Consider the following 25,719-nt stretch of genomic DNA (forward strand, 5'->3'; position numbering starts at 1 on the left):
CACCGTGACCGTTCTGCCCGCCGTCTCCCTTCCCCGCCCCGGCCCGCTCGCCTTCGGCCTGCGGCAGGTGCGCCGCGCCGGACCCGTGCTGCCCGTCCTCCTCCTGATCGGCATGCTGGCCCTGCCGGCGTCCGGGGGCGAGGGCGGCGGCACCCCGGCCGACGCGGTCTCGGGACTCGTCGTGATCTTCTGTGCGGTGCGGCTCGCCCGGCGCCGCGCGCGCCCGCTGACCCGCACCGCGCTCGTCGTCCTCGGCCTTCCCGTCGTCGCCGTCGCGGTGGCCGCCCTCGGCGCCGACTCGCCTGGCAACGCCCTGGAGGGGATGGCGCGTTACTACCAGATCCTCGTCCTCGTGCCCGCGGCCGTACTGCTGCTCGTGCGCGACCGCGCGGACTTCCGGCTGGTCGCCTGGGGGCTTGTGGCGCTCGGCCTGTGGCAGGGCGCGATCGGCGTGCACCAGTACCTGACCGGGACGGGCGCCTCGTACGCGGGCGAGGACATCCGGGCCGTCGGCACGTTCGGCGCCACGGACGTGATGGGCATGTCCACGGTGGTCGCGTACGGGCTGGTGTGCGCGCTGGCGCTGGCGCTCGGCGGGGAGGGCCGTCGTGTGCGGATCGCCGCCCGGGTCTGCGCCCTGGCGCTCGTGGTGCCGCTGGCGCTGTCCTTCAGCCGCGGGGCGTGGATCGCCACAGGCGCGGTGTGCGTGCTTCAGATCGTGCTCGGCGGGCTTGGCCGGGCGGTGCGGCTGCTGGCCGCCGCCGTCGCCGCGGCCGTCGTCCTCGTCGGCGGCTTCGGCGTGGGCACGTCGATGCTGGAGGAGCGCCTGAGCAGCATCACCCAGGTCACCGCCGCGCCCGACCAGTCCGTCACGGACCGGTACACGATGTGGGCGGCCGCCATCGACATGTGGGAGGAGCACCCGGCCACCGGGGTCGGGCTCAAGAACTTCCCCGCGTACCGCGACAGCCACGCCTCGATCGCCCTGTCCGCGGGCAGCGACGTGGCCGGCGCCGGGGCCGCGTACCACCGCCAGCCGCTGCTGTCGCCGCACAACATGTACCTCCTGATCCTCAGCGAGCAGGGCCTGTTGAGCCTGGTCGCCGTCGCCGGTTCCTGGGTGGCGCTGCTGGTGTGCGGTGCACGGCGGCTCGCCACCGCGCACCGGCGCGGCGGCGGCCTGGACTGCGCGCTCATCGGCTGCGGACTGCTCACCTGGCAGCTGATCGACTTCGTCTACTCGGACATCGGCGGGCCCTCCACGGTGCTCACCGCCGTCGTGTTCGGCCTGGCCGCCTGGTGGGCGCTGTCGCCCGCGGCGTCCGGGACGGCGGGCGGCCGGTGAAGCGCACTCTGCCCGCGGGCCGGGCCAAGTCGCCGCTCTCCTCCACGGTGCCGACCCAGCCGGCCCCGGAAGGACTTGGCGTCGACGGGGACGGGCACCGCGCCTCCAGCTCCTTCCTGGCCCGGGTCGCGCTGCTGACCGCCGCGCTGTCGGCGGCCGGTTCGCTGCTCGGCCTGGGCCGGGACCAGGCGCTGGCGCAGCTGTTCGGGGCGGGCAGCGAGACCGATGCCTTCCTGGTGGCGTGGACGGTGCCCGAGGTGGCGGCGACGCTGCTCATCGAGGACGGTCTGGCGTTCATGCTGGTGCCCGCGTTCAGTGCCGCGCTCGCCGCGCGCGCTGCCGACGGGACGAGCCCGCATCGGCATGATCCGGTGCGGGCGCTGGTGGCCGGCTCGCTGCCCCGCCTGACCCTGGCCTTCGCGGCGTGCGCCGCGCTGCTGATGGCCGGCGCCCGGCCCCTGGTGACGCTGCTCGCGCCGGGTCTGCCCGATCCGCAACTGGCCGTCGACTGCACCCGTTTGACCGCGACATGTGTGTTCACGTTCGGGCTGGCGGGGTATTGCAGCGCCGCCCTGCGCGCCCACAGCAGCTATCTGCCGCCGGCCGCCATCTACGTCGCGTACAACACCGGCATCATCGCCACCATGCTGGTCCTCGCCGACCGCTGGGGGGTGCGCTCGGCAGCGGCGGGGGTCGCGGTCGGGGGCGTCCTGATGGTGCTCGTGCAGGCGCCGACGCTGCGACGCAGGCTGCGGCGCGGTGCGCAGCTCGCGGGCGATCCGGAGGCGAAGGCGGCGGACCGGCAGCCGATGAACCTGGCCCTGATCGCCACGGTGCTGCTGTTCGCGCTGTGCCGGCAGGCCCAGGTGTTCATCGAGCGCTTCCTCGCCTCCTCACTGCCGTCCGGGGCGATCTCCGAACTCAACTACGCGCAGAAGGTCGCGCAGTTGCCGATGGTGCTCTCGCTGATGCTGTGCACCGTCACGTTCCCGGTCGTGGCCAAGGCGCTGGCACGCGGCGACGTCGAGCACGCGCGGGACCGCGTCGAGCGCGACGTGGCGCTCGCCGCCTGCATCGTGCTGTCCGGCGCGGCCGTGGTGTTCGCCTGCGCCCCACAGATCATCCAACTCCTCTTCCAGCGCGGCGCGTTCACCGCCGATGACACCGCGGCCACCGCGTCCGTCATGCGGGTCTACTCGCTGGGGCTGCTCGGGCACTGCCTGGTGGGGGCGCTCGTGCGCTCCTACTTCTCCGCGGGCCGGCCCAGCTGGTACCCGGTCGCCGCGATGGCCGCGGGCATGACGCTCACGGCCGGCGCCGGGGTGTGGGCGGTCGGCGCCTGGGGCGTCGGCGGCATCGCGGCCGCCAACGCGCTGGGCATCACGTTCACCGCCGTCCTGCTGCTCGCGGCGATGGACCGGCGCAGCGTGCCCGTGCGGATCCCCGCCGTGCTGCGCGAACTCGCCAAGACCCTGCTCGCGGCGGTGGCCGCCACGGCCGTCGGCCTGCTGTGCACGGCCCGCGTCGAGCAGCCCCTGTCCGCCCTCGCCACCGGTTGCCTGGCCATCGGTGCCGTGTTCGGGCTCCTCCTGTGGGCCCTGAAGGTCCAGGCGTTTCTGCCCGCCGTCCGCATCGCGACCAGAAAGCTCCGGAATGCCCGTTGAAACAGCGCTCCAGGGACCCCCTGGCGCCCGCCCGAGGGGCCTGTTGCCCCGCAGGTCGCCGTGGGTGGCGATGTACCACTCCGTCGACGACTGCTCCGACGACCCCTACAACGTCACCGTCTCCCCCGAGCGGCTGCGCCAGCAGCTGAGCTGGCTGCGCTCGCGCGGCCTGCGCGGGGTCGGCGTCGCGCAGCTTCTCGATGCCCGCAGCCGCGGCCTCGGGCGCGGCCTGGTCGGCCTGACCTTCGACGACGGCTACGGCGACTTCGTCGAGAACGCGCTGCCGCTGCTGCGGCACTACGACTGCACCGCCACCGTGTTCGTGCTCGCGGGCCGGCTCGGCGGCGAGAACGCGTGGGACGCGAGCGGCCCGCGCAAACCGCTGCTGACCGCGCAGGGCATCAGGGCCGCCGCGGCGGCCGGCATGGAGATCGGTTCGCACGGCCTCCTGCACGTCGACCTCACCCGCCTCGACGAGGACGAGCGCCGTGCCGAGATCCAGCGCAGCAGGGCGCAGATCGCCGAACTCATCGGCGGCCCGGTGCACGGCTTCTGCTACCCGTACGGAAGCGTCGACGCGCCGACCGTGGAAGCGGTGCGCCGCGCGGGCTACCGCTACGCCTGCGCCGTCTCCCCCGGCCCGCTGACCGGCGTGCACGCGATGCCCCGCGTCTTCGTCGGGCAGCGCGACACACCGTGGCGCCTCGAACTCAAACGGCGCGTCCACCCGGGCTGCCGGCACGCCTGGGAGCCCGGCGGGGCCGCCCGGTGAAGGCCCTGCACATCATCACCGGCCTCGGCGCGGGCGGCGCGGAACAGCAACTGCGCCTGTTGGTCCGGCACTTGCCGGGCAGTCACGACGTACTGACCCTGACCAACCCGGGACAGGTCGCCGCCGGACTGCGCCACGACGGGGTGCGCGTCGCCCACCTCGGCATGGCGGGCAACCGGGACGCGCGGGCGCTGCCCCGCCTGGCGCGCTTCATTCGCGACGGGCGCTACGACCTGGTGCACACCCACCTGTACCGCGCCTGCCTGTACGGGCGGATCGCGGCGCGGATCGCGGGCGTGCGGGCCGTCGTGGCCACCGAGCACTCCCTCGGCGACGGCCAGATCGAGGGGCGCCCGCTCACCCCGGGGGTGCGCGCCCTGTATCTGGCGGGCGAGCGTCTTGGACGGGCGACCGTCGCCGTGTCCCCGGCGGTGGCCGAGCGTCTTGACCGGTGGGGCGTGGCGCCCCACCGGGTGCACGTCGTCCCGAACGGCGTCGACATCGACCGCTTCGCCTTCGATGCCGCCGCCCGTGCCGCCACCCGGGGTGAACTGGGCCTGCCCTCCGACGCGTTCGTGATCGGCGGCGTCGGCCGGCTCGTCCCGGGCAAGCGGTTCGACGTGCTGATCGCCGCGCTGCGCGAACTGCCCGGCGACGTACGCCTCCTGCTCGTCGGCACCGGCCCCGAGGAGGAGTCGCTGCGTCGGACGGCGCGCGAGGCGGGCGTGTTCGACCGCGTCGTCTTCGCCGGGGAGCGCCCGCACACCGCCACCGGCCGAACGGGCGGGGTCGTCGACCTGCCGGCCCTGATGTCCGCGATGGACGTGCTGGCCTCCCCGTCCGTCGACGAGGCCTTCGGCCTGGCCGTGGTGGAGGCGCAGGCCTGCGGCCTCCCCGTCCTCTACGTCACCTGCCCGGCCCTCGACGACCTGTCAGGAGGCACCGGGGCACACGCCGTCCGGGTGCCGTGCTCGCCGACCGCGTTCGCCCGCGAGGTCCGAAGACTCGGCGCCGCGCCGGCGGGCCCCAGGCCCCCGACGCGGGCTGCCCTCCACTACAGCATCGCCCGCAGCGCCGCCCTGCACCACGAGGTGTACGCGACGGCACTGGGCGCACCGACATCCGCACCCCAGGAGTGACGACGTGAAGACCGAAACCGCACAGGAGACCGAGGCCCCCCGCGCGCTGTCCGGCCGTATCGGCGGCAGCACACGCAAACTGCCGCGCTGGTGGCCGCTGCCCGTGGGCATCGTGGTCGGTGCGATCGCCGGTGGCACGTACGGCGCGGTGAGCACCCCGCAGTACACGGCGACGAGCTATGTGATCGCCGTGCCGACCAAACAGTCCGACTCGATGTCGGCGCTCGGCTTCGCCCAGGCGTACAGCCGGGTGGCCACTCAGGTCGCGGTCCTCGCCGACGCCCAGGACAAGGCGGGTGTGTCGGTGCAGACCTTGAAGTCCCAGGTGCGCGCCGAGACCTCGCCGGACGCGCCGATGGTGGCGCTGTCCGCGGCGGCGGCGAAGCCCGCGCAGGCCAAGAAGATGGCCGACGCCGTGGCCCGCGCGCTCACCGCCAGCGCGAGCGAGGCCAAGGGCGACACTCATGTGAAGCTGCTGCGGTTCTCCAAGGCCGTCGAGCCGACGGAGCCCTCGACGCCGTCCGCCGCGCTGACCACCCTCGTGGGCGGTTGCGCGGGCGGGCTGCTCGGCGGGCTCGCGCTGCTGGTCCGCCCGCGCCGCGAGTCCGGGGCCGCCACGGCCACGGTGCCCGCCCCGGCGGCCGGGCTGCGGGGTGGCGCCTGATGGCGGCAGGCGGCGACGGGCCCGCCGTCACGGTGTGCACGGACGCGGCCGAGTTCGCGTCCCTGCGCGAGGAGTGGAACCGGCTGCACCGGTCGTCTCCGAGCGCGACGCCGTTCCAGAGCCATGCCTGGCTGCACTCGTGGTGGCTGTCGTACGGGCAGGCGGGCGCCCTGCGCGTCGTGCTCGTCCGCAGCGACGGCCGGCTCGTCGCCGCCGCGCCGCTGATGCGCGGGCTGCGGCCCTTCCCCGTGCTGACACCGCTCGGGACGGGCATCTCCGACTTCAGTGACGTACTCGTGGACGCGGAGGCGGGCGGACACGCGGTGGAAGCGCTGGGCGCGGGGCTGTGGCGCCTGGCCAGGGGCGCGGTGATCGACCTGCGGGAGGTCAGGCCGGGCAGCGCCGCGCAGACGCTGCACGACAACTGGCCGGGCCTGCGCCGCCGGTTCGACGACTCGGCGTGTCTGGAACTGCCCGCGCTGCCGATGGACGACCTGGTGCAGCGCCTGCCCCGGCCCCGTGCGCAGCGGGCACGGGCCAAGATGCGCAAGCTGGACGCCACCGGGATCGAGCGCCGAGTGGTGCCCGCCGCGGAGGTCGACGCGTCGGTGCGCCGACTGCTCGCTCTGCATCGATTGCAGTGGCAGGAGCGGAAGGTGACCGCGGAGCACGTGAAGCCGCGCTTCGCCGAGCATCTGTCACGCTCGGCCGCCCTCATGGCGGAGAGCGGCGACGCGGTCGTCACGGAGTTCACCCTGGACGGCGCCGTCGTGGCGGCCGACCTGACCTTCGTGTCACCACGGCTCGCGGGCGGCTACCTCTACGGCGCGCACCCGCAACTCCGGGAACGCAAGGTCGACGTGGCGACGATGCTGCTCCGCTCGAGCGCCCAGCACCTTCAGGAGGGGACACGGTCCCAGGTGCTGAGCCTGCTGCGCGGCACCGAGCCGTACAAGCTGCACTGGCGGCCCGAGCAGCTCGTCAACCAGCGCCTGCTGCTCGCGCGCCCCGGTTCCGCACCCCAACTGGCCGCGCTCCTCGCCGCCGTCGGCGCCCGCTCCGGCGCCAAGCGGGCACGTCGGGCCTGGCGGGAACGCGGCGGCGGCCCCGCCTAGAAGGACGGGGCCGCCACCGCGGTCGTACCGACTCAGTTCTTGCGCAACCACCAGTCGAAGCGGACGCACACCGTGCCGCCGAGCCAGCGCTCCACCCAGTCGCCCAGGTTGATCGGGTGGCACTTCGGGTTCTGCTCCGGCTGCGTGGGAGCCGTCGGCTTCGGGGGCGCGGTCGGCTTGTCGCGCCCGGTCAGCATGGACCGGTAGGCCTGGGACGCCTTCGGGTTCTCGTCGCACTGCCACACACCGTGCGGGCAGTAGTCGGTCAGGGTGTTGTAGAGCGGCTTGTGCTCGTCCATCCAGGCGAGCATGCGGCGCATGTACACGGCGTTGTCGCCGTTGCGGAACAGCCCCCACTCCGGGTAGGAGATCGGCTTCTTGTGCTCCTTGGCGAAGTCGACCTGTTTTTGCAGACCGTAGGGCTCGGTCACCTGCTCGTCGAAGGACTTGCCCCGCGGCTGGTCGTAGGAGTCCATGCCGACGATGTCGACCACGTCGTCGCCCGGATAGCACTCGGTCCACGGCACGGCGTCGCGGCCGCGGCTCGGCGTGAAGTCGAAGCGGAACTTCTGCCCGGGAACGGAACGCATCGTCTTCACGATCCGGTTCCAGTACTGCTTCCATGCCGCGGGGTCTGGACCGCAGCGGTGCGTGTACGTGGTGCCGTTCATCTCCCAGCCGAGCACCACGACGGTGTCCGGCACCTTCAGGTCGACCAGGCGCTTGGCCAGGGTCTTGAAGTGCTGGTCGAAGTCGCCCGCGGCACCGCGCCGCAGCATCATCCGCACCTCGGCGTCCGAGACACCCGCCTCGTTGCGCTCCAGCATGGGCACGTTGAGCACGAAGGTCCGGTCGGCGCGCGCGTTGCGCCACTTGGCCCAGGCGTCGAGGAAGTCGGGCGCGCCCTCGATGTTGACCCACCGGTCACCGGGCAGATACGTGTGCCCGACGCGGAGGTCGGCGCCGCCGAGCCAGTCCGACAGTTTCGTCATCCGGGTCACGCCCTGGGGCCCGTAGTCCAGATAGGCCCCGAAGGCGGGGAACCTGCCCTTCGCGCCTGTGCCCGAGGAAGGGGACGGGGGCGGGGTCGGGGCCACGGAGGCGGTGGGGCTCGTGGAGGCGGTGGGCGTCGGTGTGCGGGTGGGGGTAGGTGTAGGTGTAGGTGTCGCCGAGGCGGACGGGCTCGGGCCGTTGCGGGCGACGGCGTCCGCGTGCTCGATGGACACGGACGATCCCGACACGACGACGAGCGGAACCAGAGCGCCCGCCGCGATCAGCGGAAGCCGTCTCCGGCTCGTCCGGCGGTGCTTTCCGACCATGCATGCTCCTCGTCCCGCGCTCGCTCCATTCCTGACACTCAGTCATATGTATGCTCATGGCGCCATTCGTGGATTCGCGGATGCCCCCTTTCGTCACCCTCACGTGTCACCCGCGGGTCGGCACTTCGCCCACGACGTCCGCTGCGCACGCCGCCCCGGATCGAGCACACATGCGCCCTGCCCTCATTTGGGGTGAGGTTGCGGGCGAACGAGTGAAGACGCCCCTCTCGGCGCATCCGGAGGTGGTCCACTGATTCCGGCACGAGGGCTCCCGCACTGCCTTCCTCCCAGCCGTCGGCCTCGCGCCGTGGGGAGGCAGCCGACGACGGCCGCGCCCCGTGCGGGTCGGGAAGTGCACGGGGGCCTTCCCGACCGGACGCCCCTCAGACGGCGGCGACGTCGATCGACTTCTCCCTGAACGCCTTGGCCATCAGGGCCGACATGACCTTCTTGCCGACGCGGCCCGCCTGTACCCGCTGCATGGCGGTACGCATCGCCTTGTCCTTGCGGGTCTGCGGGACGAACATCGTCAGGCCCATCGTGCGGCCGGACCGCTGCTGGACCTCCATGAAGGGGCGCAGCCTCTGCTCCCATTCGCGCAGCGCGCGGGCCGTGTTGCCGGGGTTGCGCTGGAGCAGGGTGCCCAGGAGGTCGGCGCCCGCCATCGCGGTGGAGGCACCCATCCCGGAGTAGAGGGTGAGACACCACGCGGCGTCGCCGAGCAGGACGACGCGGTCGGTGTGCCAGGTGTCCATCTCGACCTGGTGGACGGAGTCGAAGAGGTGGTCCTCGGCCCGCTCGAACTCCTCGAGCAGGTGCTCCAGGACGGGGCCGGTCGGCTCCGGACCGAAGGCGGCCCGCAGGGACTCGACGGGCGGGCGGCGGAACTGGGCATCGACGTCGGTGGTGCGGTAATTGAACAGCAGGCCGGGCGCGCGGTCGGAGAACGGGAAGGTCCACACCGAGCGGCCCGGTTCGGCCAGTACGAGGCCGTCCTGCGGCCGGTAGCCGGGGATCGGCTCCTTCATGACGGTGGCGCCGATGATGTGGTTCAGGGGGCGCATGAACTGCTCGTGCGGGCCGAACGCGAGGCGCCGCACGGTGGAACGCAGGCCGTCCGCGCCGACCACGAGGGCGAACCGTTCGGTGACCGCCGAGGCGTCGCCGCGGGCGGTCGTGGTCCGGAGGGTGACGTCGACGCCGTCGGGGTGTTCGTCGAGGGCGGTGGGGGTGGTGCCGTAGCGGATCTCGGTGCGTGGCGCGACGGTGTCGTACAGGGCGGCCTCGATGTCGCCTCGGAGCATCAGGCGGGGGCCGCCGGGCAGGTCGCCGTAGCCCATGCCGGGGCGGCGGCGGCCGTTGCGGTCGACGTCGTAGGTGATGCCGTCCGGGGCGGCGCGGTTGCCGATGGCGTCCAGGACGCCCATCCGCTGCGCGGTGGCGCGGCCGGCCTCGAACAGGCCGATGAAGTACCCGGCGGAGCGGCGCTCGGGAGCTCGCTCGACGATGACGGGCTCCCAGCCGACCTCGTGCAGGCGCATCGCGGCGGCGAGGCCGCCGATGCCCATGCCGACGACCAGGGCGCGGGGTGCGGGGATGCTCATGGCTGACTTCCCTCTTCCATCCGGGGCGGCCGGGTCGGCGACTCCTCCGACCACGGCAAGCCAAACGGAGATGCTTTCTCCATTTAACGGAGCCACCGTACCATCCAACTGGAGACACCATCTCCACTTAATCCGGCCACGTGGGGACATGAGCAGCAGGGCCGCCCCCGCGGCTGTGATGGCGCCGATGCGTCGGCTTTCCCGCCCACCGGGAACACCCCACTGCGCCCGCCCCTCCCCCGTGGCACGCTCCGACCGTCCGATGCTCTGCACTGCCACGGCGACCGGGAGGACGACAACACATGGGCGGCCCGCACACCTTGGCCCGCCTCGCCGACTGGGCGGCCGACGCCCACGGCGACGCGGAGGCCCTCTCGTTCCGGGGGAACCGCTGGACGTTCCGCACCCTGCGCGATCAGGTCGACCGGGCCGCGCGGGCCCTGATGGGGCACGGACTGCGGCCCGGCGAGTCGGTCGGCATCTGGGCGTCCAACAGCGACCGGTGGGTGATCGCCGCGCTGGGCGCCCTGGCCGCGGGCGGTGTCCTCGTGCCGGTCAACACCCGCTACCGCGCCCCGGAGGCCGCCGACATCCTGCGCCGGGCGCGTGCCCGCGTGCTGCTCACCGAGCACGACTTCCTGAGCCGCGACTACCGCGCCGAGATCGAGGACGGCCATGAACTGCCCGCCCTGGAACGGGTGGTGGCCCTGCACGACGACGGTGACTGGGACGCGTTCCTCGCCCTGGGCGACGCGGTCTCCTCCCGCGAGCGGGAGGAACGGTCGGCGGCGGTGGCCCCGGACGATCCGAGCGATCTGCTGTTCACCTCGGGCACCACGGGCCGCCCCAAGGGGGTGATCGGCGAGCACGGTCAGGTGGTCCGGGCCTCCGGGGACTGGGCGCGGTCGGTGACACTCCGGTTCGGGGACCGGTATCTGCTGGTCAACCCGTTCTTCCACACGTTCGGCTACAAGGCGGGCTTCGTGGCCTGCCTGTTGCGGGGCGCGGCGGTGCTGCCGGAGCCGGTGTTCGACGCGGCGCGGGTCCTGGAGCGGATCGAGCGCGACCGTGTCTCGGTGCTCACGGGCGCGCCGACGGTCTTCCTCTCCCTGCTGAACCACCCGCTGCGGCCCGCCCACGACCTGTCGTCGCTGCGCATGGCGGGCACCGGCGCCTCCAACATTCCCACCAGGATCATCGAGCAGATCCGCGAACTCGGCGCGCACACCGTGTTCACCGCCTACGGGCTCACCGAGACGAACGGCTTCGCCACCATCTGCTCGCCCGACGAGGACACCCACACCCTGGCCCACACGGCCGGTCCCGCGATGCCCGGCACCGAGATCCGGATCGACGCCTCGGCCGGCCGGTTCGCCGAGGGCGAGGGCGAGGTCCTGGTCCGCGGCTACCAGGTGATGCGCGGCTACCTCGACGACCCGGACGCCACGGCCGCCGCGCTCGACGCCGACGGCTGGCTGCGCACCGGTGACGTCGGGCGCCTCGACGAGCGCGGCTTCCTGACGATCACCGACAGGCTCAAGGACATGTTCCTGGTCGGCGGATTCAACGCCTATCCCGCCGAGATCGAGCAGGCGCTGCGCGGCCACCCCGCCCTCGCCGACGTGGCCGTCGTCGGCGCGCCGGACGAGCGGCTCGGCGAGGTGGGTGTCGCGTACTGCGTCGCGGCGGACGACGCCGGGATCGACACCTCGGAGCTGGCCGGCTGGGCGCGGGAGCGGCTCGCCAACTTCAAGGTGCCGCGCGCCTTCGTCCCCGTGGACGCCCTGCCGCACAACGCGGCGGGCAAGGTCGACAAGGTCACGCTGCGCGAACGCGCCCGCAAGGAACGGCCGTCCAGGGAGTGAGCCGACGCCGGGGCATGGGACGTCATGCGCGTCGCTTTCCCGGAACTCGTCCCGAACGGCCGGCCATATGCCACCGTGCACCCAGGACCGTCTGTTCGCCGCCGATGGTCCGCTCCACCATATGCCAGGGGCATGACCAACAAGCGTCCTTGGCCGCCTTCCGTCGGATCTGATGCACGGACGGTGCGCTCGGTGCTTCCATGGAGAACTCAACGCACCTCAAGCGGGGCAGGCCGAGGAGCAACAACCATGAGCACGCCGACCTCACCCGTCTTCGACATCCACGTCGTCGACGCCGGAGACCTCGTTCTTCTCCACGCGCGCGGGGAACTCGACCTCAATACGGCGCCCGGTCTCGACCGCGCGCTGGTTCCGTTGCATCCACGCCGCTGCGAACTCGACTTCGCCGACGTGCCGTTCACCGACTCGACCGGCATCAACCTCCTCGTACGCCATCACCGGCTGGCCGCCGACGCGGGAGGCAGTCTGCGCCTGATCGCCGTCAGCAGGCCGGTGCGCCGGGTCCTGGACATCTCCGGCACCACCGACCTGCTGCTCGCCACGCCCGAGCCGCCACCGCCGGACGACGCCACAGGACCCTGAGCCGGGCGGACTACGCCTTCGCCGCTGCCGGCGCGGGCTCGCGGCCTGCCGCCCCGAGGCGCCCGCCGCGAGCGAGCCCCGCCACGGACGCCGCGCACCCGAGGCCGGTGAGCGTCAGCGCGCACCAGGTCAGCCACAGCGCGTCGTGGCGTACGGCGAAGTCCCACAGGGCGCCCGTGGCCAGGTTCCCCAGGGTGATGCCGAGGCCGGAGACCGTGTTGTAGAGGCCGTAGTGCGTGGCGACGAGGCGGTTGCCTGAGAGCGCCACGACGGTGTCCATCTCGAAGGGGTAGACGACCGCGCCGCCCATGGCGAGCAGGGCGACGGCGACGACCAGCGCGCCGACGACGGCCCACGCCGTGCCGGACGGGGCCAGCGCGAGCGGCAGGAACGCGAGGCCCATCGCGGTCAGCCCGCGCACCAGCGCTTGGGGCGGGTCCCAGCGCCGCTTCGCCCAGCCCGTCAGCCGCAGTTGACCGGTCACGGCGACCGCGGCGGACACCACGAACAGGCCGCTCGTGACCCAAGTCCCCCGTTCTCCCAGCACGTTGCGCGCCGCGAGCGGCAGCGCCAGGTACACCTGGAAGGTCAGCACGTACGAGCCGATCATCGCGAGGGCGAAGAGCAGGAAGGGCCGGTTGGCGACGACCGTGCGCCATTGGGCTAGTACGCCCTCGCACCCCGCTTCCGCCCCCGCTCCCCGCCGCGCGGGCAGCGCCCGCGCCTGGAGGACGGTGAGCGCCGCGAACACCAGGGCGGCCGTGGTGCACACGAGGCGGAAGTCCGCGGCCAGCAGGGCGAGTCCGACCAGCGGGCCGAGCAGCATGCCCGCCTGGTAGTAGACGTTGAAGGTGGCGAAGGCGTCCACGCGCCGCTCGCCCGCCTCGGCGGCCAGGTACGCGCGTACGGCGGGGTTGAACAGGGCGCCCGCGAACCCGGTGGCCGCCGACGCGGCGATCAGCGTCGGCAGGTTGTCGACCCAGCCGAGCAGCCCGAAGCCGACGGTGCGCAGCAGGCAGCCCGCCATGATGGGCGCCTTGTAGCCGAAGCGGTCGGCGAGGGTGCCGCCGATGAGGAACATGCCCTGCTGTGAGAAGTTGCGCACGCCGAGCACGAGCCCGACCGCCCAGGCCGCGAGGCCGAGCGCGCCGGACAGGTGCGCGGCGAGGTAGGGCATGAGCATGTAGAAGGCGAGGTTGATGGCGAACTGATTGACCATCAGCAGGCGTACGGGCGCGGAGAAGGAGCGGGTCTGCCGCCAGATCTCGGTCATCACCGCTCCACCCCGGCCTCGGCCTCGGCGTCGACCCCGGCGATCGGTCGCGCGTCGGTGGCGAGCGGGTCGGCGACGTGGGTGCAGCGCGTCCAGCGGGTGACGACGCGGTCGCCGGGCCGTTCGATCTCGTCGGGGTCGTCGGCGGGAGGGTCGCCGCCGAGCAGGCCGTGCGCCCGGCAGTACGTGTCGTCGAAGACGGTGCCGACATAGCGTTGCGGCCCGTCGGGGAACACGGCGACGATGCGCTCCTCCGCGGGCAGCGTGCGGGCCAGCCAGCGGGCCACGAGGGCGACGGCGCCGACGCTCCAGCCGCCGGTCGCGTAGTGGCGGCGGGCCAGGTGCCGGGCGGCCCGGACCGCCTCGGGCGCGGCGACCCAGTGCACCTCGTCGAACAGCTCGTAGGCGACGTTGCGCGGATGGATGCTGCTGCCGAGGCCGCGCATCAGGCGGGGCGCTGCGGGCTGGCCGAAGATGGTCGAGCCGGTGGTGTCGACGCCGACCACGCGCAGCCGCGGGAAGAATCCGCGCAGCACCTTGGCGATGCCCGCCGAGTGTCCGCCGGTACCCACGGAGACGACGAGGGTGTCGATCCGGCCGAGCTGGGCGACGAGTTCGTGGGCGAGCGGGGCGTACGCGGCCACATTGTCGGGGTTGTTGTACTGGTCGGGGCACCAGGCGTCGGGCTGCCCCGCGAGGATCTCCGCCACGCGCCGGCGCCGCGCCTCCTGCCAGCCGCCGACGGGGTGCGGGGTGTCGACGAGCTCGACGTCGGCGCCGTAGGCGGTGAGCAGCCCGGTCATGAGCGGTTCCATGCCGGGGTCGGAGACGACGGTGACCGGGTGCCCGTACGTGCCTCCGGCGAGCGCCAGGCCGAGGCCCAGGGTGCCGGAGGTGGACTCGACGATGCGTGCGCCGGGCGCGAGTCGGCCGCGCCGGCGCGCCGCGCGGACCATGTGCAGGGCGGTGCGGTCCTTGATGCCGCCGGGGTTGTGGCCTTCGAGCTTGGCCCAGAATCCGCGGCCCGCGGCGGTGAAGGGGGCGCCGATCCACAACACGGGTGTGTCGCCGACCAGTCCGGCCGGGGTGCGCTGGGGCCGCTTGGCGTCGGCGAGCAGTTGGGCGGGTGCGTCGGACGTGCGCGCGGCGGTACTCGGGTTCATGACGTGCTTCTCCTACGGCCGACGGCAGGGGGTGCCGGGGCGGCCGTTCGGTGGACGGCAGGGGCTGACCGGAACGCCGTCGGTCACCTGCGACGGCGCGGGCCCGGTCAGGTCCGCCAGACGCCGAGCCGGGAGCGTTCCTGAGGGCCGGGAAGGGGGCCGCGCGCTCTGTCCGGTGGTGGCCCGTGCCGCAGGGCCGAGCCACCGTCCGCCTCGGCGCGCGACACGGTGAACTGCACGGCCTCCGGGGCGACTTGGATGCCGCGCGGCGCCTGCACGCTGGGCTCGTCCGCGCCGCGGCACTCCTCGTCGCCCTCGTGCGCGGGATGCGAGGGGTGCGCGGCCCGGGGGTCGCAGGCGGCGTGGTCGTGTTCGGCGGCACAGGAGACGGCGGCGACGGTGTCGGCCCGCCCGGAACTCGCCGGCGCGGGCCCGTGGGCGCAGCACAGGACGTGCATCAGCGCGGCCAGCAGCACGACGAGGACCGCACCGGCCCATGGACCTGTGCGGCGGTCGCGGCGCACTGCGAACGAGATCCCCATCGGCACAGAACGTAGCCGATCATGCACATAAAGTGCACGTGAGGACCGGGGGGAACCGTCAGGTGTCCGCCGGCGGGTCCCCCGCGTTGAGCTTCCGGGTGATCCGGCGGACGAAGGCGTCGGCCTCCGCCTCGGTGATCTCGACATGGTCGTCGTCGTTGTGGCCGAGTTCGTAGCGGCGCAGGTACTCCGTCGCCTGCCAGCGCAGGTTCCGGGTGAACGCCTCGTCACGGACGACGTTTCCGGCCCGGCGGCGGCGTACGACACCTGCCGGGTCGGCGCGCGAGAATCCGTCCCCGACGTGCGCGTAGTACGTCGTCGTGTCCGCGGGCGAGTTCAGCACCTCCACCGTCGCGTCCCGCTCGGCGAGCCACAACTCCAGTGCGAGGCCCGCCAGTTCACGCCGCCCGTCGCCGCCTGAGACGTATGCGGGACCGTGGACGCTGCCGTGCAGACCCTCAAGACGGGTGCTCTCGTCGAGGACCACGCGGAAACTCGTCCGGGACACGCGGGCCCCTCGCAGGTCGGCGCCCTCCATCAGCGTGGGGCCCAGCAGGGAGGCACCGTTCAGGCGCGCGCCCGCGAAGCACGCCCGGCGGGCGTCGACCTCGTACAGGTCCGCGCTGCCCAGATCGGCTCCCGTGAGGTCCGCGTCGCGCAGCACCGTCTCCGTCAGCTCGGCCTTGATCAGGCAGGCGCCGGTCAGCACCGCGCCGGTGAGGTCCGACCAGCCGAGGTTCGCCCGGTACAGGTCGGTGTCCTTCAGCACGATGCCGCGGGCCGTCGACGGGCACAGCAGCGCGCGGCCCAGGTCGGCGCCGGAAAGATCGGCGCCCGACAGGTCCAGGTACGTGGCATCCAAGGTGACGTCCTCCTCGGAGGCCGCCCAATCGGCGAGGACCTCGGCCGCTTCGGCGTCGGCCGGTGCCGTGCGCATGTGTCGCCCGGCGAATCCGGGTGGCCCGGAGGCGGTCCGTTCGGTGTCCTTCACGCCCCGACCCTACAAAGCGGTCCCGTCAACAGGACCTGTCGCGCCGCAAGGACGGATTCCCGTGGCCGGGGCCCGCTCAGGAGAAGGTCTCCGCGGTGATGCCGTCGGGGCTTTCGGGCGGCCACTCCACCAGTTCGATGCGGTAGCCGTCCGGGTCGGTGAGCCACGCGGTCTTCGGGCCATCGGGGCCGCCCGGGTGCTCGACCGGTCCCGGTTCCAGGCCCGCGCCGGTGAGCCGTTCCAGGGTGGCGGCCAGGGTGTCCACCTGGATCGCGAGGTGGTCGAAGCCGGTGCCCACGTCGACGGGTCCTTCGGCGGGGCGGTGGACCAGTTCGAGCGAGGCGGCCGGTTCGTCGGGGAAGTGCAGGATGACGAGGTGGCCCGCGTCGCCGGCCTCGACCCTGCCCAACTCGGCGTAGCCCAGGGCGGTGTAGAAGGCGAGCGAGCGGTCCAGGTCGGTGACGCGGTAGGAGACGAAGAGTGTCTTCATGTCGTCTCCTCGGAGTGGCGCACCCGGTAGCGCAGGTGTGTGACGTCGCGGTCCTCGAGGCGTCGGACGAGGTCGAGTTCGATGTGGTCGCCGCCGAGGTGGTCGAAGAGCCGACGGCCCGCCCCGAGGAGGACCGGGACCAGGTGGATCTCCATCTCGTCGAGGTGTCCGGCCCGCAGGAGCGCCTGGGCCGCGCCCGCCCCGTGCACCATGACGGGACGGTCCCCGGCGGCCGCGCGGGCCCGCCGGGCGCAGTCCTCGACGTCGGTGACGAACCGCGCATGGCCGGGCGGCACGTCACCGCTCCCGACCTGGTGGGTGAGGACGAGGATCGGCACACCGTCATGATGGTCGCCCTGCCAGCGCCCGGCGAGTTCGAAGGTCCGGCGGCCGGAGATCAGCGCGCCGGTCGCCAGCGCCTCGCGATGGACCTGTCCGCTGGGGCCGTCGGAATTCCGGTCGTCGAGCCAGTTGAAGAGGCGCCCGCCGCCCCGTCCGAGCTCCTGGCCTGGACGGTCGTCCGGGCCGGCGATGAAGCCGTCGAGCGACATCGACATGTACAGCCGAATCGGTGGGGTCATGGGTCCGCCTCCCTGGTGTCTCAGGGAGGACTCCGGACGGCGGGCGAACTCATCGCCCCGGCGAACACCCCCTCGGGGCCCTACCGCAGCGCCTGCGCGATCGCGTCGGCGATCGGTGTGGTGGGGCGGCCGATGAGGCGTGCCAGGTCACCGTTCTGCCGGGCGAGCAGCCCCTTCTCGACCGCGGTGTCCACGCCCACGAGGATGTCTGCGAAGGGGGCGGGGAGCCCGGCGCCGAGCAGGATCTCCCGGTTCTGCTCGGGCGTGACGGCCCGGTAGACGATCTCCTTGCCGGACTGGCGCGCGACCTCGGCGGCGTACTCGGCGAGCGACCACGCTTCGTCGCCGCTCAGCTCGTACGCCTGGTTCTCGTGGCCCTCGCCGGTCAGTACGGCGACGGCGGCCGCCGCGAAGTCGGCGCGCGAGGCGGAGGCCAAGCGGCCCTCGCCCGCGTTCGCCACGACGGCTCCGTGCTCCAGGACCGGGGCCAGGTTGTCGGTGAAGTTCTCGTGGTACCAGCCGTTGCGCAGGAAGGTGTACGGCAGGCCCGAGTCGAGGATCGCCTGCTCGGTGACCTTGTGCTCGGCGGCGAGCTCGAAGTCGGCGGCCGGGCCGCCGAGCACACCGGTGTAGGCGAGGAGCGCGACGCCCGCCGTCTTCGCGGCGTCGATCACGGCCTGGTGCTGGGGGACGCGCTGCCCGACCTCGCTGCCGGAGACCAGCAGCACGCGGTCGCCCGCACGGAAGGCGTCGGCGAGCGTCTCGGGGACGCTGTAGTCGGCGACGCGCAGCTCGACGCCCCGGGCCGCGAGGTCCGCGGCCCTGCCCTTGTCGCGCACGACGGCGGCGATCTCCGAGGCGGGGACACCCGCGTCCAGCAGTCCCGTGACGACCAGACGGCCGAGCTTCCCGGTGGCGCCGGTGACGACGTGGCTCATGACTCATATCTCCTTGATCAGCGGTTCTCCTCCACCGTAAGACCGGTACTAAGAATTCGTAAGTACCCACTTTGAAGTAAGGTACTGGCATGAAGGTGAGCAGGGTCCGGGAGTGGACGGCGACCGGCGAGGGCATGTGTCCGCAGCGCCTGGTGCTGGAGCATGTCACCAGCCGGTGGGGCGTCCTCGCGCTGCTCGCTCTGGAGGAGCGCTCGTACCGGTTCAGCGAGCTGCGCCGAGAGATCGGCGGGGTCAGCGAGAAGATGCTCGCGCAGACGCTGCAAACCCTGGAGCGGGACGGTGTCGTCCACCGTGACGCCAAGCCCGTGATCCCGCCCCGCGTCGACTACTCGCTCACGGAGCTCGGCCGCGAGGCCGCCGCGCAGGTCCGCGCGCTCGCGGACTGGACGGACCGGCGACTGCCCGAGGTGACGGCGGCGCGCGAGGCGTACGACGAGACGAAGAGCGCCGAACAGGCATAGCGGCCTCCCGGCGCCCCCATCGAGGCGGAGGCCTCAGCCGCCCCCCGCGGCTCCCGTCCCGCCGAGCGACACGATCGACACGGTCGCCTCTCCGTCGGGCGCGTCGTACGTGACGCTGTCACCCGCGCGGTGGCCCAGCAGCGCGCTGCCCAGGGGGCTGTCGTACGTGACCATCGCAGGGTCCCGCGGCTCCGCGACCTCACCGATGTCGAAGGTTCCCCGCGTGCCGTCGGAGAACCGCACGGTGACCGTGCTGCCCATGCCGACCTCGACGGTCGAGGGCGGACCCGCGTCGTCGGCTTGGCGCAGCCGCAGGGTGATCTCGGAGATGCGGTCGTCGAGGCGTCCGATCACGTCCAGGCGCCGCAGCTCGTCGGCCTGGTCGGCGCGGTCGCCCGTATCGGGATTGTCCTGCAACGTCGCGGCGTCCGCGCTCCGTTGGGCGCGCAGGTCGGCGAGTTCCTTCTCGAGCGCGCGGCGTGCGGTGGCGCTGATCGGCCGGGGTTCTCCGGTCATCACTTCTCCGTGTGCCTGTCGACCGTGCGGTCGACCTCGGCCTGCGCCTCTTCGTACTGCTCGCGCGAACTCTCCCTTGCCTTCTCGGGGATGCCCGCTTCGCGCTCGTCCTCCCGCGTGCGGCGGTCGAGTTCTTCCGCGTCGGGCCGCCGGGGCATGCCTCGGCCGTGACCCGTTTCCGGGTCGCCTTCGACCTTCTTGTTGGACTTGTGGTGACCCGACATGTCTCCTCCTGAATGCCGGTCCGAGATACCGCCATGGACCGCTCGTCGCGCGGCCGGACCGGGGAGTTCGCACGGCGGCTCCGTCAGTGGCCGACCGCGGGGATGCGTTCCACTGAACCGTGATGTCCGCTCCCTCGCAAGCGGAGTGCGGCGTGCGACCGGTCGCGCCTACGGGTGTGTGTCCGCGATCGCGATGACCTCGTCGAGGCGGTCAAGGGCGGCCTGTAGATCGTCGACCTTGGCCTGGATGCGGTCGCGCTCCTCGTGCAGCATGGCCCGCTGTTCGGCGTCGGTGTGCCCGGAGTCCCAGCACGGGAGGAGTTCCGCGATCCTTCGACTGGTCAGGCCGGCGGCGTACATCTGCTGGAAGAAGCGCACCAGGGTGACGGCGTCCTGCCGGTAGAGGCGCTGGCCGGAGGGGCTGCGCTCCGCGACGAGCAACCCCTGCTGCTCGTAGTAGCGCACGGCGCGCACCGAGACACCGGCGGCCCGCGCCACCTCGCCGATGCGGATCAGCCGCTCCGCCGCGGCCTGCGTGACGGTCATGGTGGTTCCTCTCGCCTCGCTCCCGAAGAACAGCACTTGCCCCTGACGTCAACGTCAGGTTTTAGCGTACCGGGCATGGACATCAACGACTCAGTTGCCCTTGTCACCGGAGCCAACCGCGGCCTGGGCCGCGCCTTCGCCCAGCGCCTCCTCGACCGGGGCGCCCGCAAGGTCTACGCGGCGGCCCGCCGCCCGGAGACCGTGGACCTGCCCGGGGTTGTGGCGCTGCCCCTCGACATCACCGACCCCGCATCCGTCCGGGCCGCCGCCAAGGCCGCCCCGGACGTCACGCTGCTGGTCAACAACGCGGGGATCCAGACGGGGACCGATCTCGTGACCGGTTCCCTGGACGCGGTGCGCCGCGAGCTGGAGACCAATGTGTTCGGCCACCTGGGAATGATCCGGGAGTTCGCGCCCGCACTCGCCGGGAACGGCGGGGGCGCGATCGTGAACATCCTCTCCGCCATGTCGTGGTTCGGGGGCGCGGGCGCCAATGCCTACCACCTGACGAAGGCCGCCGCCTGGGCGATGACCAACGGCGTCCGCCTCGAACTCGCCGAGCAGGGCACGCTCGTGACGGCGGTGCACCTCGGCCTGGCCGACACCGACATGGCCGCGGGCTGGCCCGTGGCCAAGATCGCGCCGTCGGACCTGGCCGACGCGGCGCTCGACGGCGTCGAGGCGGGCTCCGCCGAGGTCCTCGCCGACCAGTGGAGCCGGGACGTCAAGTCCCGGCTGCCGCTGGCCCCGGAGGAGTTCAACGCCGCGATGGACCGCGCCCTGACGGCGCTGACGGCGGCCTGATCCGAACGGCAGGACCTAGGAGCTGTTCCGACCGACAGGCCCTAGCTCGCCGGGCCTTCGCGCTGGGCGACGAGGAGGGCGATGTCGTCCCGGGCGCCGGGATGGCGCAGGTGCTCCAGGAGGTGGTCGCAGGTCTCCTCCAGCGGCCGGTGTCCGGCGAGGAGGCCGAGGAGTACCTGGATACGGGTGTCGATGGCGTCGCCGCGGGTCTCCACCAGGCCGTCGGTGTAGAGCACGAGGCGGCTGCCCGGGGCGAGCGTGAAGTCCCGTGCGGTGTAGACCGAGTCACCGAGCCCGAGCGGGGCACCGGGGTCCATCTCGACGGCTTCGGCCCGGCCGTCGGGGTGGGCCAGGACGGGCGGGAGGTGTCCTGCCGTGGCGATCCGGCAGTGGCCGGTGGCCGGCTCGCAGATGACATAGCTGCACGTGACGAACGAGGAGCCGTCGAGGTCGGCGCTGAGGCGGTCGAGCTGGTGCAGCACCTGGCAGGGGCTGAGGTCGAGTTGGGCCAAGGTCCGCGTGGCGGTGCGCAGTTGACCCATGGTGGCCGCGGCGTTGATCCCGCTGCCCATCACGTCCCCGATGACCAGGGCGGTCCGGTCGTCAGGCAAGGGCAGCACATCGAACCAGTCCCCGCCGATCCCCGAGGCGTCGTCGGCCGGGTGGTACCGGGTGGCTATCTCCAACCCCGGCCGGTGGGTGGCCCGTTGGGGCAGCAGGCTGCGCTGGAGCGCGAGGGCGGTGTCGCGTTCGTGGCGGTACCAGCGTCCGTTGTCGATGCAGATCGCCGCACGGTCGGCGAGCTCGCAGGCGAAGGCGCGGTCGTCGGCGTCGAAGGGGCGCGGGTTGCCGACGCGCAGGAGGGAGAGCGCCCCGAGGACGACGCCGTGCGCGGTCAGCGGCACGGCCAGGTAGGAGTGGGCTCCGGCCCGGGCGAGGGTGACCGAGTCCGGGTCCCTGCCGAGCCGCCGTAAGGTGTCGGCGGTCAGCTGCGGCACCAGGACCGGACGGCCCGTGGTCACACACTCGGTCACCAGCCGGTCGGCCGCGTAGACCGCGGCCTCGCCGACCGGATCGGCGGCCCGGACCGCGTCGCTGGGCGGACGGGCGGCGACGGCGAGCGGCCGGAAGGCGGCCCCCTTCCCGGTGTCCGGCACGGCGGGGTCGACGCCGGTGAAGATGACGTCCAGTACGTCCACCGCGGCCACGTCGGCCAGATCCGTCACGGCGATGTCGGCGAGGTCGCGCGCGGTGCGCTCCATGTCGAGCGTGGAGCCGATGCGCACTCCGGCGTCCGCCAGCGTGGCCAGGCGTCGGCGGGCGCGGGCGGCCTCCACGGCGGCCTGGTGCCGTTCGGTGTCGTCGATGACGGCGGCGGCCACCCCGATGACACGTCCGCGGGTGTCCTGGAGCCGGTAGTACGAGGTGGACCACGCGTGCTCGCGTTCGGGGTCGGGATCGTACGGGGTCGTGCTCGAGGTGAACTGGTCCAGCATCGGCTGCCCGGTGTCGAGCACGTGGCGCAGCGCCGCCTCGATCGGACCGGTGTCCATGAAGGGCAGTACTTCCGAGGGGCGCAGGCCGACGCATTGCGCGGCCGGTGTGCCGTGGAACTTCTCGAGCGCGGGGTTGATCAGCCGGTAGCGCAGCTCGGTGTCGAAGACCGCGAGTCCGATGGGCGAGTGGTAGAACAGCGGGGCCGTCAGCGCGAGGCCGGTCTCCACCTCGCGCAGCTGCGTCTGGTCGGTGGCGATGCCGAGCGCGTAGATCCGCCCCTCGATGTCCTTCAGCGGCACGTTGCGGAACTCCGCCTGGCACACCGTGCCGTTCTTGCACCGGATGGGGAATCCTCCGGCCCACGCCTCGCCGTCCAGGACGCGCTGGAACCACTCCCGCACCTGCGGCGCGTGTTCCGGCTCGACCAGGAGTTCCTCCGCGCTGCGCCCCAGCGCATCCGCGGCGCTGTAGCCGAACAGCCGCTCCGCCTCGGGGCTCCACAGCGTGATCCGGCCCTCGACGTCCAGGACCACGGCGGCCACACCCAACAGGTCGAGCAGACCACCGGGGGCGGAGAACACCTCGCCGTCCCGCGCCTCGGTCGGCCCGGCCGTGAAGCCGTACTCAGTCACGCCGCCCACCGCCTTCGCACACCAGGCGACCGGCGAAGCCGGATCGCCTGCATTCCAGCATGTCGCGGGGCGCAGCACAATGCACATCCGCGAACCGGGCGGACCGGTGGTGCCGACCCGGTGGATGAGCCCGGGGAGACGCACGAGGCCGGTCGTGTCGTCTCCTGGCCGATCCGAGTGGATCTAGAATGGTATACCAAGTCGCCTCTTGATATACCGAAGGAATGCGCGAGGACCGGATGGCAGTGGAAGAGGGCAGGGAGGCCGAGTCGGTACGGATCGCGCGGCTGATCCGCGACGACATCGTCAACGGCACCCGCCCACAGGGCAGCAAGCTCGTCGAACGGGACCTGGCCGGTGAGCTCGGCGTGAGCAGGGTGCCGGTGCGGGACGCGCTGAAGGCGCTCGTCGCCGAGGGGCTCGTCACCCCGCGCCCCCGGACGTGGGCCGTCGTCCGCGAGTTCACCAAGAGCGACATCGCCGACCTCCAGGAGGTGCGGTTCGCCCTGGAGACCGTCACGTTCAAGCTGGCGGCGCAGCGCCGCACCCGCGCCGGGCTCGAACGCCTGCGTGCCGTGCTCGACGCCGAGCTCGCCGCGGCCGCGTCGGGCGACGCCGCCACCGCGCGCCGGATCGCCGCCGAATTCCACGAGTGCGCCGCCGAACTCGCGGGCAACCACGTCTTCGACGAGCTGCAACTCACCCTGCGCAGCCGGATGCGCTGGCTGCTCGGCCAGCACGACGACCTGGCGAAGGTCGCCGAGGAACACCGGCTGCTCTACGAGGCGATCGAGCGGCGCGACGTCGCGGGTGTCGAGGCGCTCGTGCTGCGCCACCTGGAGACCGGGCGGGCGCAGCAGGAGGCGCGCGCCCAGAAGACGGACTGACCGACCCGGCTCCGATGGGGCGTGGCGCCGGCCACCGGAGCCGGGAGTTCTCTTCCCGGAGGGATGCGCGGGGTCAGGCGTAGACGATTCCGTCCGCGACGTCGCCGCGGATCTCGGTGCCGACCTTGCGGGCGAGGAGGTCGTCGAGCCGGTCCAGGGGGCCGATGAGCGCCCGGCCGCCCGCACGTGCGACGCGCACCGCGGCGTCGATCTTCGGCTGCATCGAGCCCGCGGCGAAGGTGAGTTCGGCGATGTCCTCGGCAGCCGCGGTCTTGATGTCCCGCCGCTCCGGCGTGCCCCAGTTCTCGCTGACGTACTCGGCGTCGGTGAGCATCACGAGTGTGTCGGCCTTCAGCTCCGCCGCCAGCGCCGCGCTGGCCAGGTCCTTGTCGACGACCGCCTGCACGCCGCTCGTCCGTCCCGCACCGTCGGCCTTCACCGGTACGCCACCGCCGCCCACGCACACCACGAGCCTCTGGTTCTCCAGCAGGAGGCGGATGTCGGGGGCCTGGAGGACGCGGACCGGGTCGGGCGAGGGCACGACCCGGCGGAAGGTGTCGCCGTCCCGCGCGATCGTCCAGCGGTACTCCGCCGCCGCCTCGGCCGCGTCCTGCGCCGAATAGGCAGGACCGATGAGCTTCGTCGGCCGCTCGAAGGCCGGATCGTTCTCGTCGACCAGCGTCGTGGTGAGCACGGCCGTCACCTCGCGCTCGCCGGCGAGGGCGTTGGAGAGCTCCTGCTGGATGACGTAGCCGATCATCCCCTGCGTCTCGGCGCCCAGGATGTCCAGCGGGTAGGCGGCGACGTCCTGGTAGGCCAGGTTCTGGAGGGCGAGCAGGCCGACCTGCGGCCCGTTCCCGTGCGTGACGACGACTTCGTGCTCGCGGGCGAGCCCCGCAAGGGCCGCACAGGTCGACCTCACGTTGGTCCGCAGCCGGTCGGCCGTCATGGGTTCCCCGCGACGGGCCAGGGCGTTTCCACCCAGTGCCACCACCACTCGCATGGTGTCTCCCCTCCTCGTGCTCCCGCTCACCGTGCTCCCGGGAGGCAGCACCCTCGAAATGGTATACCAAATGGGCTAGGGTGCGGCCAGAAACTCACGCGCAAGAAGGTGGCGCCCATGACCCAGCCCGCCCCGTCGTCCCTGACGGCACTGTCCGCCGATGCCGAACTGCTGGCGCGCCTGCGCCCCGGCCGGCTCAGCGGGCACGTGGACAGCGCCTTCACCCACGTCATCAACGTCCTGACCAGCGACGACGAGCTGGTGTCACTGTGTGCCCGCGGCCTCGACGACGCACCGTGGAGCGCGCGCGTCGACATCGAGGACTGGTCGGCCTCGGGCATCAGGGCGGGCACCCCGGTCACACTGACCGCCGGCGGAATCACCCTCGGCGCCCCGGCCCGCCACGTCGTACTGATGACATCCCGTCCGCGGGAATGGCATTCCAAACCGGCCGCGCTGCGGCTGACCGGCCCCCAACTGGCCGTACGGGCCCGGGTCCTCGCGGAACTGCTCGACGCTCACGGCACACATGGCGGCATGCGCACACCTCCCGACTCGCCGAACGTCTTCGAGGCCGCGGTCGCAGCCGAACTGCTGCGGGGGCAGGAGGCGTTGCGCCGGTCCGTGCTCGCGGGCGACGGGCCGGGCCTGCGCGCAGCGGTCACCCAACTGCTGGGCCTGGGGCTCGGGTTGACCCCGTCCGGCGACGACTTCCTGACCGGGCTCGGCCTCCTCGCCGCCCAGCTCGGCAGCCGTACGACCGGTTGTGTCACCGCCGCGCGGGAGGTACTGGACCGCCACCCCGACCGGACGACGCGGCTGAGCCGGACCACCCTGCGCGAAGCGCTGCGCGGCCGTGTGCGGCAGAGCCTGCTCGACGTGCTGCACCCACTGCTCGCTCCCGCCGCACCGGCCGCAGCCGAGCTGTCCCGCCGCCTGCGACCCTCGGTCGACCGCGTGCTCGCCATCGGCCACACCTCCGGGGCCGACCTCCTGTCCGGCCTCCTGTCCGGACTCCGCCTGGAAGCAGAATTGAGAGGTTCCATGTGAACGCCACCGC

Annotated in this window: 26 protein-coding genes; 12 read left to right on the plus strand and 14 right to left on the minus strand. The window is 72.8% G+C overall.

Translation table 11 applies throughout. The annotated features are described in order from the left end of the window. The first annotated feature begins 4 nt into the window (after positions 1-4). The 6 genes from ACNYS0_RS04455 to ACNYS0_RS04480 all read left to right on the plus strand — a co-directional run bounded on the left by ACNYS0_RS04455 (position 5) and on the right by ACNYS0_RS04480 (position 6,699). Entirely contained in the window at positions 5-1,345 is a 1,341-nt protein-coding gene (locus ACNYS0_RS04455) for an O-antigen ligase family protein (protein WP_422471328.1), read from the plus strand. Beyond that, the gene (gene murJ / locus ACNYS0_RS04460; protein ID WP_422471329.1) at positions 1,342-3,009 is read left to right on the plus strand and encodes a murein biosynthesis integral membrane protein MurJ; all 1,668 of its coding nucleotides are present in this window, start codon (positions 1,342-1,344) and stop codon (positions 3,007-3,009) included. Before ACNYS0_RS04455 ends, murJ begins: the two co-directional genes overlap by 4 nt. Before the next feature lie 70 nt (positions 3,010-3,079). After that, positions 3,080-3,781: a polysaccharide deacetylase family protein gene (locus ACNYS0_RS04465; RefSeq protein ID WP_422482451.1), complete on the plus strand. Its 702-nt coding sequence runs from the start codon at positions 3,080-3,082 to the stop codon at positions 3,779-3,781. Then, positions 3,778-4,920 carry a glycosyltransferase gene (locus tag ACNYS0_RS04470; RefSeq protein ID WP_422471330.1) on the plus strand — a complete coding sequence of 381 codons (1,143 nt, stop codon included), beginning with the start codon at positions 3,778-3,780 and terminating at the stop codon, positions 4,918-4,920. The genes ACNYS0_RS04465 and ACNYS0_RS04470 overlap by 4 nt, the downstream gene beginning before the upstream one ends. Before the next feature lie 4 nt (positions 4,921-4,924). Further along, positions 4,925-5,584: a YveK family protein gene (locus ACNYS0_RS04475; RefSeq protein WP_422471331.1), complete on the plus strand. Its 660-nt coding sequence runs from the start codon at positions 4,925-4,927 to the stop codon at positions 5,582-5,584. Beyond that, positions 5,584-6,699, plus strand: coding sequence for a GNAT family N-acetyltransferase (locus ACNYS0_RS04480; RefSeq protein WP_422471332.1), 1,116 nt, complete (start codon positions 5,584-5,586; stop codon positions 6,697-6,699). Before ACNYS0_RS04475 ends, ACNYS0_RS04480 begins: the two co-directional genes overlap by 1 nt. 32 nt (positions 6,700-6,731) lie before the next feature. Here the strand turns inward: ACNYS0_RS04480 and ACNYS0_RS04485 are convergent, their stop codons facing one another. Beyond that, entirely contained in the window at positions 6,732-8,018 is a 1,287-nt protein-coding gene (locus ACNYS0_RS04485) for a glycoside hydrolase family 26 protein (protein ID WP_422471333.1), read from the minus strand. 383 nt (positions 8,019-8,401) lie between these two features. Further along, positions 8,402-9,622, minus strand: coding sequence for an FAD-dependent monooxygenase (locus ACNYS0_RS04490; protein ID WP_422471334.1), 1,221 nt, complete (start codon positions 9,620-9,622; stop codon positions 8,402-8,404). 302 nt (positions 9,623-9,924) lie between these two features. Between ACNYS0_RS04490 and ACNYS0_RS04495 the strand changes: the two genes are divergently transcribed. Further along, positions 9,925-11,487 carry a FadD3 family acyl-CoA ligase gene (locus ACNYS0_RS04495; RefSeq protein ID WP_422471335.1) on the plus strand — a complete coding sequence of 521 codons (1,563 nt, stop codon included), beginning with the start codon at positions 9,925-9,927 and terminating at the stop codon, positions 11,485-11,487. A 249-nt stretch (positions 11,488-11,736) separates the two neighbouring features. Next, a complete protein-coding gene (locus tag ACNYS0_RS04500) occupies positions 11,737-12,090 on the plus strand; it encodes an STAS domain-containing protein (protein ID WP_422471336.1) in 354 nt (117 codons plus the stop codon). 10 nt (positions 12,091-12,100) lie between these two features. On the opposite strand, the gene ACNYS0_RS04505 is transcribed toward ACNYS0_RS04500, so the two are convergent. From ACNYS0_RS04505 to ACNYS0_RS04535, 7 genes are all read right to left on the minus strand, one after another. Further along, positions 12,101-13,363, minus strand: a complete 1,263-nt coding sequence (locus ACNYS0_RS04505; RefSeq protein WP_422471337.1) for an MFS transporter — start codon at positions 13,361-13,363, stop codon at positions 12,101-12,103. Then, complete coding sequence (locus tag ACNYS0_RS04510; RefSeq protein ID WP_422471338.1) at positions 13,363-14,526, minus strand: PLP-dependent cysteine synthase family protein; 1,164 nt, start codon at positions 14,524-14,526, stop codon at positions 13,363-13,365. The genes ACNYS0_RS04505 and ACNYS0_RS04510 overlap by 1 nt, the downstream gene beginning before the upstream one ends. 107 nt (positions 14,527-14,633) lie before the next feature. Then, the gene (locus ACNYS0_RS04515; protein ID WP_422471339.1) at positions 14,634-15,068 is read right to left on the minus strand and encodes a hypothetical protein; all 435 of its coding nucleotides are present in this window, start codon (positions 15,066-15,068) and stop codon (positions 14,634-14,636) included. 58 nt (positions 15,069-15,126) lie between these two features. Continuing rightward, a complete protein-coding gene (locus ACNYS0_RS04520; protein ID WP_422471340.1) occupies positions 15,127-16,059 on the minus strand; it encodes a pentapeptide repeat-containing protein in 933 nt (310 codons plus the stop codon). Between the two features lie 76 nt (positions 16,060-16,135). Then, positions 16,136-16,549, minus strand: a complete 414-nt coding sequence (locus ACNYS0_RS04525; RefSeq protein WP_422471341.1) for a VOC family protein — start codon at positions 16,547-16,549, stop codon at positions 16,136-16,138. Then, a complete protein-coding gene (locus ACNYS0_RS04530) occupies positions 16,546-17,130 on the minus strand; it encodes a dihydrofolate reductase family protein (RefSeq protein WP_422471342.1) in 585 nt (194 codons plus the stop codon). The genes ACNYS0_RS04525 and ACNYS0_RS04530 overlap by 4 nt, the downstream gene beginning before the upstream one ends. 80 nt (positions 17,131-17,210) lie before the next feature. Beyond that, positions 17,211-18,068 carry an SDR family oxidoreductase gene (locus tag ACNYS0_RS04535; RefSeq protein WP_422471343.1) on the minus strand — a complete coding sequence of 286 codons (858 nt, stop codon included), beginning with the start codon at positions 18,066-18,068 and terminating at the stop codon, positions 17,211-17,213. 89 nt (positions 18,069-18,157) lie between these two features. Between ACNYS0_RS04535 and ACNYS0_RS04540 the strand changes: the two genes are divergently transcribed. Beyond that, positions 18,158-18,550, plus strand: a complete 393-nt coding sequence (locus ACNYS0_RS04540) for a winged helix-turn-helix transcriptional regulator (RefSeq protein ID WP_422471344.1) — start codon at positions 18,158-18,160, stop codon at positions 18,548-18,550. A gap of 33 nt (positions 18,551-18,583) precedes the next feature. On the opposite strand, the gene ACNYS0_RS04545 is transcribed toward ACNYS0_RS04540, so the two are convergent. From ACNYS0_RS04545 to ACNYS0_RS04555, 3 genes are all read right to left on the minus strand, one after another. After that, positions 18,584-19,066, minus strand: a complete 483-nt coding sequence (locus ACNYS0_RS04545; RefSeq protein WP_422471345.1) for a GreA/GreB family elongation factor — start codon at positions 19,064-19,066, stop codon at positions 18,584-18,586. Continuing rightward, positions 19,066-19,290 carry a hypothetical protein gene (locus ACNYS0_RS04550; RefSeq protein ID WP_422471346.1) on the minus strand — a complete coding sequence of 75 codons (225 nt, stop codon included), beginning with the start codon at positions 19,288-19,290 and terminating at the stop codon, positions 19,066-19,068. The genes ACNYS0_RS04545 and ACNYS0_RS04550 overlap by 1 nt, the downstream gene beginning before the upstream one ends. Positions 19,291-19,458: 168 nt before the next feature. Next, positions 19,459-19,836, minus strand: coding sequence for a MerR family transcriptional regulator (locus tag ACNYS0_RS04555; protein WP_422471347.1), 378 nt, complete (start codon positions 19,834-19,836; stop codon positions 19,459-19,461). Positions 19,837-19,911: 75 nt separating this feature from the next. On the opposite strand from ACNYS0_RS04555, the gene ACNYS0_RS04560 reads away from it, so the two are divergent. Next, positions 19,912-20,640: an SDR family oxidoreductase gene (locus ACNYS0_RS04560; RefSeq protein ID WP_422471348.1), complete on the plus strand. Its 729-nt coding sequence runs from the start codon at positions 19,912-19,914 to the stop codon at positions 20,638-20,640. Positions 20,641-20,681: 41 nt separating this feature from the next. Here ACNYS0_RS04560 and ACNYS0_RS04565 read toward each other — a convergent pair whose 3' ends face one another. Next, positions 20,682-22,769, minus strand: coding sequence for a SpoIIE family protein phosphatase (locus ACNYS0_RS04565; protein ID WP_422471349.1), 2,088 nt, complete (start codon positions 22,767-22,769; stop codon positions 20,682-20,684). A 239-nt stretch (positions 22,770-23,008) separates the two neighbouring features. Between ACNYS0_RS04565 and ACNYS0_RS04570 the strand changes: the two genes are divergently transcribed. Beyond that, positions 23,009-23,656 (plus strand): GntR family transcriptional regulator, encoded by a 648-nt coding sequence (locus ACNYS0_RS04570; RefSeq protein ID WP_422471350.1) that lies wholly within the window; start codon positions 23,009-23,011, stop codon positions 23,654-23,656. 73 nt (positions 23,657-23,729) lie between these two features. On the opposite strand, the gene ACNYS0_RS04575 is transcribed toward ACNYS0_RS04570, so the two are convergent. Beyond that, complete coding sequence (locus ACNYS0_RS04575; RefSeq protein ID WP_422471351.1) at positions 23,730-24,659, minus strand: carbamate kinase; 930 nt, start codon at positions 24,657-24,659, stop codon at positions 23,730-23,732. A 117-nt stretch (positions 24,660-24,776) separates the two neighbouring features. Between ACNYS0_RS04575 and ACNYS0_RS04580 the strand changes: the two genes are divergently transcribed. Beyond that, on the plus strand, positions 24,777-25,709 hold the full coding sequence (locus ACNYS0_RS04580; RefSeq protein WP_422471352.1) for an oxamate carbamoyltransferase subunit AllH family protein: 933 nt from the start codon (positions 24,777-24,779) through the stop codon (positions 25,707-25,709). The last annotated feature ends 10 nt before the right edge of the window (positions 25,710-25,719 follow it).

Source organism: Streptomyces anthophorae (assembly GCF_049310305.1).
Classification (GTDB): domain Bacteria; phylum Actinomycetota; class Actinomycetes; order Streptomycetales; family Streptomycetaceae; genus Streptomyces.

What these genes read in the sequence shown, in the direction of transcription:
- ACNYS0_RS04465 (WP_422482451.1), top strand. Translation starts at nt 3,080, where the DNA reads ATGTACCACTCCGTCGACGACTGCTCCGACGACCCCTACAACGTCACC.
- ACNYS0_RS04480 (WP_422471332.1), top strand. Translation starts at nt 5,584, where the DNA reads ATGGCGGCAGGCGGCGACGGGCCCGCCGTCACGGTGTGCACGGACGCG.
- ACNYS0_RS04485 (WP_422471333.1), bottom strand. Translation starts at nt 8,018, where the DNA reads ATGGTCGGAAAGCACCGCCGGACGAGCCGGAGACGGCTTCCGCTGATC.
- ACNYS0_RS04490 (WP_422471334.1), bottom strand. Translation starts at nt 9,622, where the DNA reads ATGAGCATCCCCGCACCCCGCGCCCTGGTCGTCGGCATGGGCATCGGC.
- ACNYS0_RS04495 (WP_422471335.1), top strand. Translation starts at nt 9,925, where the DNA reads ATGGGCGGCCCGCACACCTTGGCCCGCCTCGCCGACTGGGCGGCCGAC.
- ACNYS0_RS04500 (WP_422471336.1), top strand. Translation starts at nt 11,737, where the DNA reads ATGAGCACGCCGACCTCACCCGTCTTCGACATCCACGTCGTCGACGCC.
- ACNYS0_RS04505 (WP_422471337.1), bottom strand. Translation starts at nt 13,363, where the DNA reads ATGACCGAGATCTGGCGGCAGACCCGCTCCTTCTCCGCGCCCGTACGC.
- ACNYS0_RS04510 (WP_422471338.1), bottom strand. Translation starts at nt 14,526, where the DNA reads ATGAACCCGAGTACCGCCGCGCGCACGTCCGACGCACCCGCCCAACTG.
- ACNYS0_RS04515 (WP_422471339.1), bottom strand. Translation starts at nt 15,068, where the DNA reads ATGGGGATCTCGTTCGCAGTGCGCCGCGACCGCCGCACAGGTCCATGG.
- ACNYS0_RS04525 (WP_422471341.1), bottom strand. Translation starts at nt 16,549, where the DNA reads ATGAAGACACTCTTCGTCTCCTACCGCGTCACCGACCTGGACCGCTCG.
- ACNYS0_RS04530 (WP_422471342.1), bottom strand. Translation starts at nt 17,130, where the DNA reads ATGACCCCACCGATTCGGCTGTACATGTCGATGTCGCTCGACGGCTTC.
- ACNYS0_RS04535 (WP_422471343.1), bottom strand. Translation starts at nt 18,068, where the DNA reads ATGAGCCACGTCGTCACCGGCGCCACCGGGAAGCTCGGCCGTCTGGTC.
- ACNYS0_RS04540 (WP_422471344.1), top strand. Translation starts at nt 18,158, where the DNA reads ATGAAGGTGAGCAGGGTCCGGGAGTGGACGGCGACCGGCGAGGGCATG.
- ACNYS0_RS04545 (WP_422471345.1), bottom strand. Translation starts at nt 19,066, where the DNA reads ATGACCGGAGAACCCCGGCCGATCAGCGCCACCGCACGCCGCGCGCTC.
- ACNYS0_RS04550 (WP_422471346.1), bottom strand. Translation starts at nt 19,290, where the DNA reads ATGTCGGGTCACCACAAGTCCAACAAGAAGGTCGAAGGCGACCCGGAA.
- ACNYS0_RS04555 (WP_422471347.1), bottom strand. Translation starts at nt 19,836, where the DNA reads ATGACCGTCACGCAGGCCGCGGCGGAGCGGCTGATCCGCATCGGCGAG.
- ACNYS0_RS04560 (WP_422471348.1), top strand. Translation starts at nt 19,912, where the DNA reads ATGGACATCAACGACTCAGTTGCCCTTGTCACCGGAGCCAACCGCGGC.
- ACNYS0_RS04570 (WP_422471350.1), top strand. Translation starts at nt 23,009, where the DNA reads ATGGCAGTGGAAGAGGGCAGGGAGGCCGAGTCGGTACGGATCGCGCGG.
- ACNYS0_RS04575 (WP_422471351.1), bottom strand. Translation starts at nt 24,659, where the DNA reads ATGCGAGTGGTGGTGGCACTGGGTGGAAACGCCCTGGCCCGTCGCGGG.
- ACNYS0_RS04580 (WP_422471352.1), top strand. Translation starts at nt 24,777, where the DNA reads ATGACCCAGCCCGCCCCGTCGTCCCTGACGGCACTGTCCGCCGATGCC.